17 protein-coding genes are annotated in these 15,950 nt (G+C 62.5%); 7 read left to right on the top strand and 10 right to left on the bottom strand.

What is annotated here, in order from left to right:
- Nucleotides 1-162 precede the first annotated feature (162 nt).
- Nucleotides 163-531 (bottom strand): Hpt domain-containing protein, encoded by a 369-nt coding sequence (locus E2K99_RS09235; RefSeq protein ID WP_134222026.1) that lies wholly within the window; start codon nt 529-531, stop codon nt 163-165.
- A gap of 258 nt (nt 532-789) precedes the next feature.
- Nucleotides 790-1,245: an Hsp20 family protein gene (locus E2K99_RS09230; RefSeq protein ID WP_039786560.1), complete on the bottom strand. Its 456-nt coding sequence runs from the start codon at nt 1,243-1,245 to the stop codon at nt 790-792.
- 1,077 nt (nt 1,246-2,322) lie between these two features.
- Between E2K99_RS09230 and E2K99_RS09225 the strand changes: the two genes are divergently transcribed.
- Nucleotides 2,323-2,910 (top strand): hypothetical protein, encoded by a 588-nt coding sequence (locus E2K99_RS09225; RefSeq protein WP_240733882.1) that lies wholly within the window; start codon nt 2,323-2,325, stop codon nt 2,908-2,910.
- A 6-nt stretch (nt 2,911-2,916) separates the two neighbouring features.
- Nucleotides 2,917-3,441, top strand: coding sequence for a hypothetical protein (locus tag E2K99_RS09220; RefSeq protein ID WP_134222025.1), 525 nt, complete (start codon nt 2,917-2,919; stop codon nt 3,439-3,441).
- A gap of 274 nt (nt 3,442-3,715) precedes the next feature.
- Here E2K99_RS09220 and E2K99_RS09215 read toward each other — a convergent pair whose 3' ends face one another.
- Both E2K99_RS09215 and E2K99_RS09210 read right to left on the bottom strand, forming a co-directional pair.
- The gene (locus E2K99_RS09215) at nt 3,716-4,342 is read right to left on the bottom strand and encodes an FMN-dependent NADH-azoreductase (protein WP_134222024.1); all 627 of its coding nucleotides are present in this window, start codon (nt 4,340-4,342) and stop codon (nt 3,716-3,718) included.
- Complete coding sequence (locus E2K99_RS09210) at nt 4,339-4,824, bottom strand: GNAT family N-acetyltransferase (RefSeq protein WP_134222023.1); 486 nt, start codon at nt 4,822-4,824, stop codon at nt 4,339-4,341. Before E2K99_RS09210 ends, E2K99_RS09215 begins: the two co-directional genes overlap by 4 nt.
- Before the next feature lie 96 nt (nt 4,825-4,920).
- On the opposite strand from E2K99_RS09210, the gene pdxR reads away from it, so the two are divergent.
- Entirely contained in the window at nt 4,921-6,393 is a 1,473-nt protein-coding gene (pdxR, locus tag E2K99_RS09205) for a MocR-like pyridoxine biosynthesis transcription factor PdxR (RefSeq protein WP_134222022.1), read from the top strand.
- 99 nt (nt 6,394-6,492) lie between these two features.
- Nucleotides 6,493-6,945 (top strand): carboxymuconolactone decarboxylase family protein, encoded by a 453-nt coding sequence (locus E2K99_RS09200; RefSeq protein WP_134222021.1) that lies wholly within the window; start codon nt 6,493-6,495, stop codon nt 6,943-6,945.
- A gap of 20 nt (nt 6,946-6,965) precedes the next feature.
- Here E2K99_RS09200 and E2K99_RS09195 read toward each other — a convergent pair whose 3' ends face one another.
- Nucleotides 6,966-7,811 (bottom strand): LysR family transcriptional regulator, encoded by an 846-nt coding sequence (locus tag E2K99_RS09195; RefSeq protein WP_134222020.1) that lies wholly within the window; start codon nt 7,809-7,811, stop codon nt 6,966-6,968.
- A 152-nt stretch (nt 7,812-7,963) separates the two neighbouring features.
- On the opposite strand from E2K99_RS09195, the gene E2K99_RS09190 reads away from it, so the two are divergent.
- Complete coding sequence (locus tag E2K99_RS09190; protein WP_134222019.1) at nt 7,964-8,347, top strand: tautomerase family protein; 384 nt, start codon at nt 7,964-7,966, stop codon at nt 8,345-8,347.
- Nucleotides 8,348-8,435: 88 nt separating this feature from the next.
- Nucleotides 8,436-9,542 carry an MBL fold metallo-hydrolase gene (locus E2K99_RS09185; protein ID WP_134222018.1) on the top strand — a complete coding sequence of 369 codons (1,107 nt, stop codon included), beginning with the start codon at nt 8,436-8,438 and terminating at the stop codon, nt 9,540-9,542.
- Nucleotides 9,543-9,651: 109 nt separating this feature from the next.
- Here the strand turns inward: E2K99_RS09185 and E2K99_RS09180 are convergent, their stop codons facing one another.
- The 5 genes from E2K99_RS09180 to E2K99_RS09160 all read right to left on the bottom strand — a co-directional run bounded on the left by E2K99_RS09180 (nt 9,652) and on the right by E2K99_RS09160 (nt 14,265).
- Entirely contained in the window at nt 9,652-10,848 is a 1,197-nt protein-coding gene (locus E2K99_RS09180; protein ID WP_039786579.1) for an aminotransferase-like domain-containing protein, read from the bottom strand.
- Nucleotides 10,849-10,933: 85 nt separating this feature from the next.
- Nucleotides 10,934-11,392: a RidA family protein gene (locus tag E2K99_RS09175; protein WP_039786637.1), complete on the bottom strand. Its 459-nt coding sequence runs from the start codon at nt 11,390-11,392 to the stop codon at nt 10,934-10,936.
- A gap of 207 nt (nt 11,393-11,599) precedes the next feature.
- Nucleotides 11,600-12,523: a DMT family transporter gene (locus E2K99_RS09170; RefSeq protein ID WP_121039282.1), complete on the bottom strand. Its 924-nt coding sequence runs from the start codon at nt 12,521-12,523 to the stop codon at nt 11,600-11,602.
- A 60-nt stretch (nt 12,524-12,583) separates the two neighbouring features.
- A complete protein-coding gene (locus tag E2K99_RS09165) occupies nt 12,584-13,183 on the bottom strand; it encodes a LysE family translocator (RefSeq protein ID WP_134222017.1) in 600 nt (199 codons plus the stop codon).
- Entirely contained in the window at nt 13,180-14,265 is a 1,086-nt protein-coding gene (locus E2K99_RS09160; protein WP_134222016.1) for a threonine dehydratase, read from the bottom strand. The genes E2K99_RS09165 and E2K99_RS09160 overlap by 4 nt, the downstream gene beginning before the upstream one ends.
- Before the next feature lie 166 nt (nt 14,266-14,431).
- Between E2K99_RS09160 and E2K99_RS09155 the strand changes: the two genes are divergently transcribed.
- Nucleotides 14,432-15,928 (top strand): aminotransferase-like domain-containing protein, encoded by a 1,497-nt coding sequence (locus tag E2K99_RS09155; RefSeq protein ID WP_134222015.1) that lies wholly within the window; start codon nt 14,432-14,434, stop codon nt 15,926-15,928.
- The last annotated feature ends 22 nt before the right edge of the window (nt 15,929-15,950 follow it).

Here is a 15,950-nt window from a genome sequence, read left to right as displayed (position 1 = left end):
GAAGAGCCCTGCTGAAAACCCGATTGATGTACGTCAGGTTACTGACTGATGAGTCGGTAATTTATGAAGGATGTGACGGGGGGAGGCCTGAGGGAAGGCGTCTGCGGGGGGGAAGTGCAAAAAGTGCGAAAAATGCGGAAAGACGCGCCGGGCAGCGTGGCTTTATTGCGCCACGCCGACCTGGTCGACGTAATGGCGCACTTCGGCGGCAACGGCGGTGAACAAGCTCTGCAATTCGGGCAGCTGCGGCTGGGCGCTTTGGGGCGGTTCGGCGCGGGACTGGGTTTCCACGCTCTTGAGCAGTTCGGTCAGCACGCCGGCCCCGACCAGGGCGGTCATACTTTTGAGGCTGTGTGCCTCGCGTTTGACCTGGGCTGCGTCATCGGCGCGGATGGCTTGCGCCAGCCGGTCGAAGGTGGCGGGAGCGCTCTGGGCGAAGGTGCCGAACATGTGGCGGCAGGCAGCGGCATCGCCACCCATGGCATCGAGCAAGGGTTCGGGGTTGATGTGCTGGTATCGGTGGTCGTTCACGCGTTTCTCCCTGTGGCCGACGCAATATACGCAAGATATTGCTCCTGTGCCAATTTGTTTTGAGCAGCTGGTCCGGCGTACGGGCGCGCCGGGTCGTGAGCGGTGACTGAAGTACGGTGAAGTGTGTAACGTAACCAAGCAGGTAACTGTCGTCAATCACAACCGTGGTGACGCACGCAAAAAACCGCCCGGTGAGACGGGCGGTTGATGGAAGTGCGGCCCTGCTGTCGAAGGCCGCACCCTGCTGCAATGAAGCGATCAGGCAGCGCGTTCCAGGCGCTGGACGTTGCTGTCGTCGGCGGCACCGATTTCGATCTTGCGCGGCTTCAGCGCTTCGGGGATTTCACGGACCAGCTCGATGTTGAGCAGGCCGTTTTCCAGATTGGCACCGACCACCTTGATGTGGTTGGCCAGCTGGAAGCGCTGTTCGAAGTCACGGGCGGCGATGCCACGATGCAGGAAGTTGACCTGCTTGTCTTCCTTCTGCTTGCGGCCGGTGATCTTGAGGGTTTCGTTTTCGGTCTCGATGTCGATTTCGCTGCGGGCGAAACCAGCCACGGCCATGGTGATCCGGTATTTGTCCTCGGCCACCAGTTCGATGTTGTACGGCGGATAGCTGGGCTGATCAGCGCGCTGGGCGTTGTCGAACATCTGGGCCAGGCGATCGAAGCCGATAGCGGTACGGTACAGGGGGGAGAGATCAAAAGTACGCATAAAAATATCCTTTCAGTTAAGCGATGTTTTCGTCGCAGACCTCAACGTCGAGCATCTGCTGGTACCGATCTAGGGATGGGGATTTTGGTTTTCAAGGGATTTTTAGAAAAAATTTGAGCCCTCTTTTGTATTGCCATCCGATACGCGATTTTTCCCTCCAAGCAAGCCGACATCGCGACACGTGTGTCATTGCACCATCGAAAAGCCAGACACTTTCACGGAATTGCCTACCGTACGATCCCACTCCTATCCGATCTCGATTTATTCCTAGAAAAAGTCAGTGCATCTTTGAGATTGCCTGCCTATTCAGGCGGGCAACGCGCCATCAGCCAACTTGTTTGGCATGCTCGCTCCTCTTTCAACTTCATGCGATCACGCAGAGACAAAAAGATGAGCTACAGAAATTTGGCACCAGAAAGCTGGCTTCCAGCCAGCATGCTGTTACTGAACATGTCCCTCCCACATGTAAAACAACTGTCCTCGGCAACGTTAGTGTCGTCGTCGCCTAGTACGCCGGCGCGAAGGACCTGAACATGTTCTGGCGCGCTTTCATCCGTGAAGGAGATACCGTGATTCCTGGCGGAGGCTTGGTCCAGCCCATAGCGCAAAGTCCTCGCATTCGGTATAGCGGAAAGTTGGCTTGCTTCGAAGGTGATCCTGTCTACTGCAATTCCTGCAAGAGCTGGGGAGCTACTCAGTGTGTTCAGCCATTTCGTCCGCACAAGGGGCCCGACGGCAGGCAAGTCAATCTTGATGGTGACCTATGCCTTTGCAAATGCCCTGAACCGCCCAGACTCAAAGCCTTGCATAGCGATGTCCGGATGGGATTCGAGGGTGAGCTCCGCCACGCATCCAACTCACATCCTGGCAGCCGGCAAGACGACTTCTCCCCTGCCGCTTTCTACGATCAGCGTTTTTTGGTTCAACACGCACACAGCGGCGCACCAATGGCAAATGTCAGATACCGAATCACGCTGGCTGACGGCAAAACGTGTATCGGTCTGACAAACGAAGACGGATTCACTGAAACGGTGTCCTCCGATACTGCGCAACACGTCAAATTTGAGGTCCCTTTTTATGACGACAATCCAGACACTCTTGACCCCTGCCTCGGATCCGACACCTGTCGTTGTTAATACGCTTCCTGAACTGAGCGGCCCACAATGGGTAACACGATTTCCCGGCAGCAATCGCACAAGCGATCTGAACAGCAGTTTTCGTCAATCTGCAGAAGACTTCATCGTGGCGTTGAGAGCTGCAGGAGCGAATGTCAGAATATCGGCCACATACAGGCCGCGTGAACGCGCTTACCTGATGCACTATTGCGTGAAGATTTCGAAGGGCCTGATTGCACCTGACAAGGTTCCCAAGATGAGCGGTGTAGAAATAGAGTGGGATCACGGTGATGGACGTGCCTCCAAAAACGCTGCAGCAGAAATGGCCAGAGGCTACACAATCGTTCATCCGCCCGCTTTGATTTCCCGGCACACGGAACGTGCCGCCATCGATATGACGATCACGGGAATCATCGGAAAGACGATGCTTGACGCGTCTGCGCAAGCTGTTGAAGTCACCGACAATACCGTGCTCTATCGCATTGGCGCGTCCTATGGATGCCATAAGCTCATTCCCGACCCACCACATTGGTCCGACAACGGGACGTGAAAAGCGATGAAACTGTTACCAATAATCTATTTGCTGGTGCTCTCCCCGCTGGCACAAGCGCAAATCAACATCGGCTTCTACAAGCAAGAAAAGAGCGGCCTGAGCCTTTACACCACCGCCCCACTGACCGCAATTCACAGGATTGCGCTTTGTGCCGATCCGTCAGATAACCCGTCAGCTTGCTATTGGCTCAAATCAAATGAGTTCCAGCAAGCTGAAGCAGTGGACGATGTCATGGCAGAGCAGACAGTGATGCACTACCGCATGAGCAGGCACATCAGTCCTGGCATCAAGACAGGACAGGGCATCGCGATCATCAACGCTGAGCAGGTCAGGCGCTCGGCCAACAGCGGCTTCATCGCAATTGCTCAGCGCAAGCACTACAAGATTCTGATTTGTACGGGTGTTGAAGGAATCAACCTTGAGCTCATCGATGGCCCGCGCAAGCTTCATAACCTGTATTTCTACCTCGGTTACGATACCCTTCCCACTTGTGAAAATACCGGGCCGGTCGACATCAAGGGCCAGTGAAGCGGAATATCAAATCACTACCAGACATTCAAGACGTGCTGAAAGCCTTCCTCGCCACAATCGCAACAACAGAAGATGCCTCATGGTTTTTTATGTTGTCGCTCTTTTCCAGGTCTCGGTTGCAGTCCTTCATCTTGAAAAGCGGTTCCGCCTTCGGACCATATCGACCATTCTTCTACTTGTTTCCGCTCTGCCAGTTCCACTGCTGTTGATCGCCGGGTTTTACTTTGCAATGCGACCCGCCGCATAAGTGCCATCGTATTTCGAAGGCGTCTTACGTCTGCCAGCCCCGTGAAAATTGCCGATCCAGCTCCACGGCAACACGCTCGCGCTCGTTGCGTACCGCCTGCGCGCCCGCAGCCAGGCCCTCCATCACGGTAAAGCGCAGGTCATGCAGACCGATGGTCGCCAGCGCCACCTTCAGATAGGGCGTGAGGAAATCCGGCTGCCGTGCCGACGCCCCGGTGAAGCGCCCGCCGGAGACCACCGCCACATGCACCGGCCGGTCACGCAGCAAGCCGGCCTTGCCATCCGGAGTGATGGCAAAGGTCCGGCGCACCCGCACCACGTGATCGATCCAGGCCTTCAGGACCGAGGGCACGGTGTAGTTGTGCATGGGCGTGCCGATCACCACCTGGTCAGCCTGCTCCAGCTCTTCAATGAGACGGTCCGAGAGGGTCAGCGTGCCCTGCCCCGCATCACTGCCCTCCAACGCAACGGGGGAGCCCAGCGCATCGGCATAGGCAGCATCGACATGCGCAATGCCGCTGGCGTAGAGGTCGCGCAGGATCACCTGTGCCTGTGGATGCTGTGCGCCAAGGCGCTCGACGATCTGGCGCGACAGCCACCAGGTGTTCGAAGCCTCCTGGCGCGGCGAGGCAAGCAGATGCAGGATCTTCATGCGGCACCTCCAATAGCCTTGCCAAAGCGCATTGCGCCGGTCAGCATGCCCTGGCGGAAATAGAAGCGCTGTGCCAGCGCATTGGCCATGCCGGTATCGAGCACCAGGCGCACGCAACCGGCCTGGGCAGCGACCTCCTCCATCGCAGCCAGCAGCCGTTCACCCCAGCGCTTGCCGCGCTCACTACTGGCCGCCACCAGATCATCGACATAGAGGAAAGGACCATAGACCAGGTTCTCTTGAAAGCGATAACCGGCGAGCGCAACGACCTTTCCCTGATCCCAGGCGGCCAGGATGCGGTAACCCTGCGGGATGGCGCGGCCGATGCGCTGCAGGAACTCGTCGCTGTCGCGCAGGTGCGGACGCAGTTCGTGCATCACGGGAAAACAGGCCAGCTGGTCGCAGGCAGTATCGGCGTGACGAAGCGCGTCGTCGGTGAGATGCCAGTGAGGCACAGGTGTGATCTCGGAAACATGGTCCATGGTAGAAGCTTCGATGCCATCAGAGTGGAAGGAGCTTCATCGTAATGAGCCGATGGCATAATCGGGAGATCCAAGAAATGACATTTAGACTGGTCCATGATTTCCCTGCCTCCCTCATCCTTGATCCGCCTCGACAGCAGCACCGGCGAAGCGTACTACCGCCAGATCTACGCACGCCTGCGCAGCGCCGTGGCTGACGGCCTGTTGCAGCCGGGTGATCGGATTCCCTCGGCACGGGCACTGGCGGCGGAATTGGGATTGGCGCGCGGCACGGTGGAGGCCGCCTATTCGCTGCTGGCCGCAGAAGGCTACGTGGAGGCGCGCGGACAAGCCGGGACGGTCATTGCCGCCGGGGTCCGCCCGGCAGTGCAGGCAGCGGCCAGCAAGGCAACGGCGGCTCCTTCACGGACATCGCCTGTGGCCGCGCGCCATCCTCTCCTGCCGGAAGAGGGACAGGCCGAACCCAAAGGCCCGCGTCCCTTCCAGATGGGCATCCCGGCGCTGGACGCCTTTCCGCGCAAGATCTGGGCACGCCTGGCCGCACGCGCAGCGCGGGCCACGCAAGCCGCCGACATGCTCTATCCCTCCCCGGCCGGACTGATGGCGCTGCGCACGGAGATTGCGCGCTACCTGCAGTTGTCACGCGGAATCGATTGCCGGGCCGAACAGGTCTTCGTCACCTCCGGATATCGCGACAGCCTCAACCTGATCACCCGCACCCTCCTCCAGCCGGGCGACAAGATCTGGGTGGAAGACCCCGGCTACGCCCCGACCGCCGCCCTGCTGCGCGAAGCCGGCATGCAGCTGGCCGGCGTGCCGGTAGACGCCGACGGCATGCAGGTCGAGTACGGACTGCGCCATGCAGCCCGCGCACGCGCCGCCGTGGTGACGCCAGCGCATCAGAGCCCGACTTGCGTGGCCCTGTCGCTGCCGCGCCGCCTGGCCTTGCTGGAATGGGCGGCACGTGAACAAGCCTGGATCGTGGAAGATGACTACGACGGCGAATACCGCTACATCAGCCGCCCCTTGCCTGCACTCAAGAGCCTGGACCGCGAGGACCGCGTGCTCTATGCCGGCACCTTCAGCAAGGTGCTGTTCCCGGCCATTCGCCTGGCCTACCTGGTGGTGCCGCGTTCTCAGGTGGAGCGCTTCAGGCACAGTGCGCAGCTCTTCTCCGGTGCCGCGCCAGCCCTGACGCAGCATATCGTCGCCGACTTCATGGCCGAGGGGCATTTTGCCCGCCATATCCAGCGCATGCGGCGCCTGTATGCCCAGCGCCGCACCATGGCCATCGCCGGCCTGGAAGGCGTATTGCATTCCCATGTCCGGATCGATTCGCCGCCCGGCGGCATGCATCTGCTGTTGCGTCTGCAGGGTCGCCGCTCGGACCGGCTGCTGGCGGAAAAGATGCGCCAGCACGGCATGTTCAGCCGCGCCCTGTCAGAGTGCCTGCTGGCACCGCGCCCCGGAGTGCCACCGATGATCATGCTCAGCTTCACCAACATCGACAGCCGCCGCCGTGCCGCCGAGCTGGCAAGGCGTATCCTGCCCCTGCTGGCACCGGCCTGACATGGACTAGTGCAAATCACCATTCTTGGCACTTATCGACTGGTCCATGCAGGCGCATGATGGCGACTCGTTTCCATCCCATCCAGGAGCCATGTCCCCATGTCCGCCCGCATCGATCTCTACAAGAATGCCACCGCCGCCTACGACGGCCTGCTGGCCGTGAACCGTCATCTCAAGCAATGCAGCCTGCCCGCCGACCTGGTGGAGCTGGTGTTTTTGCGGGTGTCGCTGATCAACGGATGCGCCTACTGCATCGACAAGCATTCGCGTGACCTGCTCAGCAGCGGCATGCCGGTCGACAAGCTGGTGCTGGTCCCGGTCTGGCAGGAAGCCGGTCCGCTCTTTACCCCGCGCGAGCAGGCCGCGCTGGCCTGGGCCGAAGTGGTCACGCGCATCGACCAGACGGCCGCGCCGGATGCGGATTTCCAGGCCGTGATCCAGCACTTCACCGCACAGGAGTACAGCGAACTGACCATCGCCATCGCGCTGATGAATGCCATGAACCGGCTGGCCATTCCCGGCCGCATGCAGCCACAGGCAGCGCGCGCCTGAGACGCTGGTGCGGGTGAGCCTCAGGCCGACTTCAACGCCGCTACCAGCGTGCGCAGCGCACTCTGCAGGCGCGGCTCCTTGAGCCGGGCATGCAGCCTTACCTGGGCCAGCGGCAGCTTGGGCAAGCCCAGGCGCTCGCCCACGTCCACCGCGCCGGGCGGTGCGCTGCGGTGGAGCAGCGCCGACACCGCCAGGCCCGCACTCACCGCCGCCCCCACCGCCAGAATGCCGCCACCAACGAAGACCTCCACCCAAGGGATCCCCGCCGCATCGAGCCGCCGCAAGGACAGCTCGCGGATGCGGCAGGCCGAGGAAAACGTCGCCACCCGCAAGGCCGGACCGGCCCAGCATTGCGCATCGGCATGGGCGAACCAGCCGATGCGTTCTTCCATGACCAGCTTGCCGCCCTTGTCCTGCGGTTCGCGGCGCACGATGACGGCATCGAGCTCGCCGCGCTCATAGGCCGGCATCAGGTCATGCGAAGAACCCACGCGCACTTCCACCACCACGCCAGGATCAACCGCATGCACCTGCGCCAGCGCACGCGGCAAGGTGGCACCGGCTACATGGTCGCTGATGCCGACCGAGAAGCGGACCGGTCCCTGGTCCAGCTGTTCCAGCGCGCGTTCATGCGCGGCCAGCAGGGTGCGTGCGGCCGGCAGGAACTGCTGCCCTTCGGCCGACAGGCGTACCTGGCGCGGCGTGCGTTCCAGCAGGCGACGGCCCAGGCGCTGCTCCAGTTTCTTGAGCTTGAAGCTGATGGCTGATTGCGTGCTGTCCAGCGCTTCGGCCGCACGGGTGAAGCTTTGCAGGTCGGCGGCCAGGACGAAAGCCTGGACGGCATCCAGATCCAGCGGTTTATCCATGGTGAAGAGGCCTCATAGTCCAAAATCCATGATGATGAATTTCAATCATTGAAATCATCAATCAGTGGTTTTTCAAATGATTGCGCCAGCATAGCATGCAAGGCATGGAGAGAAAGCGCTCCGCCATTTCCATCACCCGCAAGGAGAACATCATGCCCCTGGTCCGCATTTCCGTATTACGCGGCAAGTCCCGCAGCTATCGCCGCGCCATTGCCGACAACATCTACGAAGCCCTGCGCGAGAGTTTCAATGTGCCCGAGGAAGACCGCTTCATGGTCATCACCGAGCATGATCCGGAAGACCTGATCTTCAGCCGCAGCTACATGGGCATGGCGCGCACGGATGACTTCGTGCTGATCCAGCTGACGGTCAGCAATACCCGCACCCAGGCCCAGAAGAATGCGCTCTACGCCTCCATCGTGGCGCGCCTGCAGCAGAACCCCGGCATCGGGCCGGATGACGTGATGATCAGCCTGGTCGAGGGCGACAAGGGGAACTGGTCATTCGGGCGCGGGCTGGCGCAGTACGTGATGTAGCATCGCCGGCCGCAGCGCCTGCAGGCCGCGCTGCGGCCTGCTAGGATGTCGCTCATCGTCATCACTGCGCGACTACCGCGCCTCTTCCATGCCTCCTGCGACATCCTGCCTGCGGCAGCCTTTGCGACACCTCACCCGTGGCCTGGCGGTCGTGCTGCTGGCGGCCGGGCTGACTGCCTGCTCTTCCTCCAGCAAGTACTACGATCCCAACAAGAGCAATCGCACCGAGACGGGGTTTCGCAACAACTACCCGCAGCCCGAACGCGGTTCCCTCTTGAAATGGCAGTGGGAGCGCCTGACCCAGGGCCTGCCCAAGCCGCCCGAAAACAATTACCAGTTTCCCGTCGTCAAGCCTGACCTCGCCTGGCTGAAGGCCAACCACGGCAGTCCCAGCGTGACCTGGATCGGCCATGCCACGGCGCTGGTGCAACTGGGCGGCAAGAACGTGCTGACCGATCCGATGTTCTCGCAGCGGGCCTCTCCCTTCTCCTTCATCGGACCGTCGCGCAAGGTGCCGCTGCCGGTACAGATCAGCGAGCTGCCGCATATCGACGTGGTGGTGATCTCGCACAACCACTACGACCACCTGGACCGGGCGAGCGTGGAGCAACTGAATCTTCAGACGGGCGGGCCGCCGCTGTTCCTGGTGCCGCTGGGGGTGCGTGACTGGTTCCTGTCGCTGGGCATCACCAACGTGAAGGAAATGGACTGGTGGGACAAGACCGTGATGGACAATCTGGACATCTACTTCGTCCCGGCCACGCACTGGTCGGCGCGTGGCGTGTTTGACCGTTCAGAGACCTTGTGGGGTGGCTGGGTCATCCAGGCGGCGGCGCAGCAAGCGGGTGCCGAGCCCTTCTCGGTCTATTTTGCGGGGGATACCGGCTATTCGAAGGACTTCCGCGACATCGGCGAACGCTTCGGCCGATTCGATTTGGCGCTCATCCCCATCGGGGCCTACGCGCCGCGCTGGTTCATGCAGAACCAGCACGTGGACCCGGCCCAGGCCGTATTGATCCATGAGGACGTGCGGGCCAAGCGTTCAGTGGCCATTCATTGGGGTACCTTCGAGTTGGCCGACGATCCGCTCGACGAGCCGCCCAAGGAACTGGCCAAGGCCCTGCGTGAGGCGGGGTTGCCGCAGGAGCAGTTTGTTGCGCTCAAGCATGGGGAGACGCTCAAGCTGGATCAGTGAATCAAGGAGTGCAGCAACAACAAGGCCCGCATCGTTTCCGATGCGGGCCTTGGGAAGCATGCGATAGCGAAAACGCGCTACGGCTGCAGTGCGAACCGGGCTGAGCTGATTACAGCTTGGAAGCGATCAGCTTGCCCAGGCGCTCCACACCGGCGCGGATCTGCTCCGGCGGCACGGTCACGAAGGACAGGCGCAGCGTGTTCTTCTGCGCCACGTTGGCATAGAACGGTGCGCCGGGGACGAAGGCGACCTTTTCCTGTTCCACTGCTTCGTTCAACAGCGCGCTGGCATCGAGGTGCTCGGGCAGCGTCACCCAGATGAACATGCCGCCTTCCGGCTTGCTCCAGCTGCAGCTGGCCGGGAAGTACTGTTGCAGCGCGTCCAGCATGGCCTGGCACTGGTCGCCATAGAGCTTGCGGATGGTCGGCACGTGCTGGTCCAGGAAACCATCCTTGATGGCTTCGTACACCACCATCTGGGTCAGCTGCGCAGTGTGCAGGTCGGTGGCTTGCTTGGCCTGCTCCATCTTCAGGATCAGCGGACGCGGCGCCACCACGTAGCCCAGGCGGATGCCGGGGGTCAGCACCTTGGAGAAGGAACCCATGTAGATCACGCCCGACGGATTCATCGACAGCATCTTGGGCAGCGGTGCATTCTGGTAGCTCAGGGCACCGTAGGGATCATCCTCGATCAGCGGCAGACCCAGGCGGGCGCAGGTTTCCACCAGCTTGAAGCGGCGCTCGGTGGGCAGGGTGCGGCCGGTTGGGTTCTGGAAATTGGGCAGCGAATACAGCATGCGCGCGCCACCGGCGATGGCTTCGATGGTCTCGGGTTGCAGGCCGAATTCGTCGCTGGGCACCGACTCGAACTTGGCACCATACAGCGAGAAGGCCTGCAGCGCGCCCAGATAACTCGGGGTCTCGACCAGCACCTTGCTGCCCTCGTCGATCATCACCTTGCCCAGCAGGTCCAGGCCTTGCTGCGAACCGGAGACCATCAGCACCTGTTCAGCGGTGATCTGTGCGCCATCGGTGGAGAGCGATGCGGCGATCCACTCACGCAGCGGCAGGTAGCCATCGGTCGGGCCATATTGCAGGGCCATCTTGCCTTGCTGGCTCAGCACGCGGTCGAAGGCGGTCTTCATGTGCTCGACCGGGAAGGTCAGCGGTGACGGCAGGCCACCGGCGAAGGAGGTGATGTCCGGACGCATCGTCACCTTCAGGATTTCGCGGATGGCCGAGCTCTTCATGGCTTCGGCGCGCTGGGAGAACTGCCACTGCAGCGGTGCGGGATTTTCGAGTTTCATACGGGTCGTTCAGTCTGTGTTCGGTGTGTGAGGTCGTGGGGCCGGGCGGCTACTGTGGCCGCCACCGCCCTTTAATGCAAGGCGATCAGGCGATCTCGGCGATCATTTCGATTTCAACGCAAGCGCCCATGGGCAGCTGCGCCACGCCGAAGGCAGAACGGGCGTGCTTGCCGGCGTCGCCGAAGACTTCGCCGATCAGTTCGGATGCGCCATTGGTCACCAGGTGGTGTTCGGTGAATTCGCCGGTCGAATTGACCAGGCTCATCAGCTTGACGATGCGCTTGACGCGGGTCAGGTCACCGCCACAGGCCGCCTGCAGGGTGGCGATCAGGTCCACCGCCACGGCGCGCGCGGCCAGCTTGGCGTCGTCGGTGCCGATGTCGCGTCCCAGCTGGCCGACCCATACCTTGCCATCCTTCTTGGCCAGGTGGCCGGAGAGGAAAACGGTATTGCCGGTTTGTGCATACATCACATAGGCTGCTGCCGGGGTGGCCACGGCGGGCAGTTCGATGTTCAGTGCTTTCAGCTTTTCATAGACGGACATGCGGTACTCCCTGTTGGACAGCGCCCGCTTGCGGCCAAAAGGCAAATGGCAAATGGCTCGCGCGTTGCGCGTTGACAAAATGTGAAAAAACAAGTGTTCGATTATCTCAAAAAACAGCCGCTTTAGCCCGACCCAGCTGAACTATTTCGGCTCGCAAACCCGGTCAGAGCTGCGTCAGCGGCTTGCCGCACCCTGCCTGCGCGGCCTTCAGCGGCGCACCGCCATGCGGCGGCCGATAGCGACCACCACGATCACGGCCAGGGCAAAGAGCATGTTGCTCGCATCCAGCGCTTCATGGGCAATCACCGCCGCGCCCAGCAGGCTCATGAAAGGTTGCAACAATTGCACCTGCCCCACCCGGGCGATGCCGCCCAGGGCCAGGCCCTTGTACCAGAAGAAGAAGCCGATGAACATCGAGAACAGCGACACATAGGCAAAGGCCAGCCAGGCAGGCGACGAGGCGCTCACGCCATACTGCCAGCCCAGCCACACCGACACCGGCAGCATCACCGGCAAGGCCACCACCAGCGCCCAGGCGATGACGTTCTGGCCGCCCATGGTCTGCGCCAGGCGTCCGCCTTCGGCATAGCCCATGGCCGCAGTGACCACGGCGGCAAACAGCGCGAAATCAGCCAGATGGAAGCTGCCGCCCCCCTCGCGCAGGGCAAAGGCGATCACGATGCCGGAGCCCGCCAGCGCGGCCAGCCAGAAACCTTTCGAAGGCCGCTCACCGAAGCGCAGCGCGCCGAACAGGGCCGTGGCCAGCGGCAGGAGGCCGACCACCACGGCACCATGCGCGGCCGGGACATAACGCATCGCAATCGAGGAAAACAGCGGGAAGCCCACCACCACCCCCAGGGCAGTGATGATGAGGCCGCGCAATTGCTGCCGGGTCGGGCGCGGGGCCTTGATCCAGGCCAGCAGCGCCAGTGCGCAGACCCCTGCCACGACCGCGCGGCCGAACGCCACGAAGGCCGGGTTGAGCTCGGCCACCGCAATGCGCGTGAAGGGCAGCGTGAGGCTGAAGATGGCCACGCCGATCAGGCCCAGCCACATGCCGCGGCTTTCGTGACGGGCCGTGCCGGCGCCGGGCGCTGCTGCGGGGTGGCTGGTCTTGCTGCTGGCTTGCATGAAGGTCCCCTGTGGTCAAAACGCGTTATTGATATAAATGATTTCCATGTCCTGCCGCTGTTACAGCCAGATCGCCAGCGCCGAATAAAGTGTCAGCAGGATCATGACCGCCGCAAAGATCGCGCGCCACCGGGGCTGTTCGAGATAGCGCCGCAAGAGCGCACCGGCACCGGCCCACACCGACACGCAAGGCAGGTTGATGGCACAGAACACCGCACAGTAAATCAGGATGGCCAGCCATCCGGACTGCTTATGCAACAACGGCATGAAGGCCGAGGCGCCGGTGATGGCCATCACCCAGGCCTTGGGATTGGCGAACTGGAACATGGCGGCCGCCCGGAACGACATCGGCCGCACCGCCCGCTCACCCGCCCCGGAGACGGCCATGCGGCGCAACTGCCAGGCCAGGTAGAGCAGATAAGCGCAGCCCAGCGCCTTCAGCAGCAGCACCACATGGGGCAGCGCCACCACCAGCTCGCCTATACCGAAAGCGCATACGGCCAGCAGCACGCCGAAGCCGAAGGTGATGCCCAGCATGTGCGGCAGCGAGCGACGAAAGCCGAACCAGATGCCCGAGGAGGTCAGCATGATGTTGTTCGGCCCCGGTGTGATGGAGGAGACGAAGGCAAATGACATCAGCGGCAGCAAGGCTTCGATCATGCGTTTCTCCTTTGCGCGGCCTGCGCCAGCGACACCACCTGGGCCGGCGCCAGCAGTGCATCGGCGGCCGCACCGGGGCGCGCCAGTACACCGGCAAACACGTCATGGTCGACATTGCCGCCGGACAGCGTGACCCCGATCTTCTTGCCGCGCAGCCGCGTGCGCAGCTGCAGGGCGGCCGCCAGCGCACAGGCCCCCGCGCCTTCGGCCACGTTGTGGGTGGCGATGAAGGCCAGCTTCATGGCGTCCATCACTTCGTCATCGGTCACCGCGACGACCTCGTCGACCTCGGAAAGCATCACGTCCAGCGACGCCTGGTCCGGTACGCGACAGGCGACGCCATCGGCGATGCAGGTCGAGACCGGTGCCTCGATCTTGCGGCCCGCTTCGAACGAGAGCTTGTAGGCCAGCGCATGCGCCGAGACCACGCCGATGATGCGCGTCTTGAGCCCCAGTGCATTGCGGGCCGCGACCGCGCCACACATGCCCGAGCCCTGGCCGATGGGCACCAGCACCACGTCCAGCGCGGGCTGGGCGGCGAACAATTCCATCCAGTAGGTCGACACGCCCGCCACCAGGTCGCGATGGAAGGAAGGGATCATGTGCAGCTGCTGCTCGCAGGCCAGGCGCTGGGCGTGCTCGCGGCTATCCTGGAATTCGCGGCCGTGTTCGATCAGGTCGACGCCGAGGGCGCGCATGGCGGCGTTCTTCTCGCGGCTGTTGCCCTCGGGCACGACGATGGTGGCGGGAATGCCGAAGCGGCGCGCCGACAATCCGACCGACTGGCCGTGATTGCCGCGTGTAGCGGAAATGACGCCGGACAGTTGCGGCTGCTGCCGGGCCAGGTGATGCAGATAGACCATGCCGCCTCGCACCTTGAAGGCGCCGGTCGGTGCGTGATTCTCATGCTTGACCCACACCTCGGCACCCAGTGCCTGGTTCAGCAGCGGCCAGCACAGTTGCGGGGTCGGGGCCATGCCGGCATAGACGATGCCGGCCGCCTGCTCGATCTCGCCCAGGCCGGGCAACAGTTCGCTGGCAGTACGCGGGGCTTGGCTGGCTTGGATGGACAGGCTGGTCATGACATTGGTCTCCTCGAAAAGATGCGAAACAAGAGCACTGATCAACGTGTCACCCGGCACTTTGTCGCCAGGCCACTTACTCTTGCATTGGCTGACATCCTAGCCGACAATACCAGTACAGTACCTATACACTTTTCCAAATAGTTTCAAACATTGTCACGGTAAAATGACCAATACAGTCAAGCATCTGCGCAGCATCCCGGCCAAGACAGTTCCCGCGGACACCGCCCTCCCCGGCTGGCCCATGCTGGTGCGCGAGAGCGGAGAATCGCTGGTGGACCAGATCGTGCGCGGCGTGCGCGCCCGCATCGACGACAAGCTCCTGCGCGGCGGGGCACGCATGCCCTCGATCCGGCAGTTTGCGGATGCCCACGAGATCTCGCGCTTTACCGTGGTGGAAGCCTTTGACCGGCTGGTGGCCCAGGGTTATCTGGAGTCACGCCGGGGCTCGGGCTTCTTCGTCAAGGAACGGGTGGCCGTCGCCAACGGTTACGGCAACCTGGCGGCCCAGGCCGAAGCGGTGGCCGAGGCTGAGCGCGGGCTGGATGTGGTCTGGCTGGTGCGCAACATGTTCCGCCAGATGCCGCCGCACAAGATGCCCGGTGGCGGTCTGCTGCCGCCGGACTGGCTCGATGGCGAGCTGATCGCCAACGCCCTGCGCGCCATCAGCCGCGACAATCCTTCGCTGCTGCTGGGTTATGGGACGCCGCTGGGCTTCCTGCCGCTGCGCCAGCAATTGCAGCTGAAACTGGCCGAGCTGGAAATCGCCGCCGCGCCCGACCAGTTCGTGCTGACCACGGGCGTGACGCAAGCCATCGATACCGTGGCACGCCACTTCCTGCGGCCGGGCGACGTGATCTTCGTGGATGATCCGGCCTGGTTCCTGATGTTCGGTTCCTTTGCAGCACTGGGGGCCAAGATCGTCGGCATTCCGCGTCTGGCCGATGGCCCGGACATCGCCCAGTTGCGCGAACTGGCCGAGATCCACAAGCCCAAGCTGTACGTGATCAACTCGGTGCTGCACAACCCGACCTCGACCTCGCTGTCGGCCGCCAAGGCTTTCCAGGTGCTGCGCATCGCCGAGGAACATGACTTCATCATCGTCGAGGACGACATCTATTGCGACATGCATCCGGGTTCCGCCGTGCAGGCGGCCACCCGTATTGCGGCACTGGACCAGCTGCAGCGGGTGATCTATCTGGGGGGATTTTCCAAGACGCTGTCGGCCAACCTGCGCGTGGGCTTCATCGCCACCTCGGCCGAACTGGCGCGCAGCCTGGCAGACCGCAAGCTGCTCTCGACGCTCACTACCGGCGAAATCGGTGAACGGGTGGCCTACCGGGTGCTCTCCGAAGGGCATTACCGCAAGCATGCGGAACGCCTGCGCGCGCGCTTGAACGGCGCGCGCGACAAGGTCATGCGCCAGCTGGAACGCATGGGCATGGAAGTGGGTGATCCGCCGCCCTGCGGCATGTTCCTGTGGGTCGATACCGGGCGCGATACCAACGTCATGACCGAAGAAGCGATGGAACAGGGATTCCTGCTGGCACCGGGCAGCCTGTTCTCGCCTGCGCAACTGCCTTCCACCCGCATGCGCATCAACGTCGCCGGGATGTCGGACCCCGGCATCTGGCGCTTCCTGGAAAAGGCGATGGACCGCTGACCATCGCCCTGTTCCCGCACGC

It is taken from the genome of Herbaspirillum huttiense (assembly GCF_004367745.1).
GTDB classification, from domain to species: domain Bacteria; phylum Pseudomonadota; class Gammaproteobacteria; order Burkholderiales; family Burkholderiaceae_D; genus Herbaspirillum; species Herbaspirillum huttiense.
The sequence above is the reverse complement of the archived record's forward strand: the minus strand, read 5'-3'. Positions and strand labels throughout refer to the sequence as shown.

Excerpts from the sequence above, each read along its gene's own strand:
- pdxR (WP_134222022.1), top strand. The coding sequence starts at position 4,921 with ATGATTTCCCTGCCTCCCTCATCCTTGATCCGCCTCGACAGCAGCACC.
- E2K99_RS09200 (WP_134222021.1), top strand. The coding sequence starts at position 6,493 with ATGTCCGCCCGCATCGATCTCTACAAGAATGCCACCGCCGCCTACGAC.
- E2K99_RS09170 (WP_121039282.1), bottom strand. The coding sequence starts at position 12,523 with ATGCAAGCCAGCAGCAAGACCAGCCACCCCGCAGCAGCGCCCGGCGCC.
- E2K99_RS09195 (WP_134222020.1), bottom strand. The coding sequence starts at position 7,811 with ATGGATAAACCGCTGGATCTGGATGCCGTCCAGGCTTTCGTCCTGGCC.
- E2K99_RS09230 (WP_039786560.1), bottom strand. The coding sequence starts at position 1,245 with ATGCGTACTTTTGATCTCTCCCCCCTGTACCGTACCGCTATCGGCTTC.
- E2K99_RS09160 (WP_134222016.1), bottom strand. The coding sequence starts at position 14,265 with ATGACCAGCCTGTCCATCCAAGCCAGCCAAGCCCCGCGTACTGCCAGC.
- E2K99_RS09180 (WP_039786579.1), bottom strand. The coding sequence starts at position 10,848 with ATGAAACTCGAAAATCCCGCACCGCTGCAGTGGCAGTTCTCCCAGCGC.
- E2K99_RS09155 (WP_134222015.1), top strand. The coding sequence starts at position 14,432 with ATGACCAATACAGTCAAGCATCTGCGCAGCATCCCGGCCAAGACAGTT.
- E2K99_RS09210 (WP_134222023.1), bottom strand. The coding sequence starts at position 4,824 with ATGGACCATGTTTCCGAGATCACACCTGTGCCTCACTGGCATCTCACC.
- E2K99_RS09185 (WP_134222018.1), top strand. The coding sequence starts at position 8,436 with ATGCCTCCTGCGACATCCTGCCTGCGGCAGCCTTTGCGACACCTCACC.
- E2K99_RS09225 (WP_240733882.1), top strand. The coding sequence starts at position 2,323 with ATGACGACAATCCAGACACTCTTGACCCCTGCCTCGGATCCGACACCT.
- E2K99_RS09215 (WP_134222024.1), bottom strand. The coding sequence starts at position 4,342 with ATGAAGATCCTGCATCTGCTTGCCTCGCCGCGCCAGGAGGCTTCGAAC.
- E2K99_RS09190 (WP_134222019.1), top strand. The coding sequence starts at position 7,964 with ATGCCCCTGGTCCGCATTTCCGTATTACGCGGCAAGTCCCGCAGCTAT.
- E2K99_RS09165 (WP_134222017.1), bottom strand. The coding sequence starts at position 13,183 with ATGATCGAAGCCTTGCTGCCGCTGATGTCATTTGCCTTCGTCTCCTCC.
- E2K99_RS09220 (WP_134222025.1), top strand. The coding sequence starts at position 2,917 with ATGAAACTGTTACCAATAATCTATTTGCTGGTGCTCTCCCCGCTGGCA.
- E2K99_RS09175 (WP_039786637.1), bottom strand. The coding sequence starts at position 11,392 with ATGTCCGTCTATGAAAAGCTGAAAGCACTGAACATCGAACTGCCCGCC.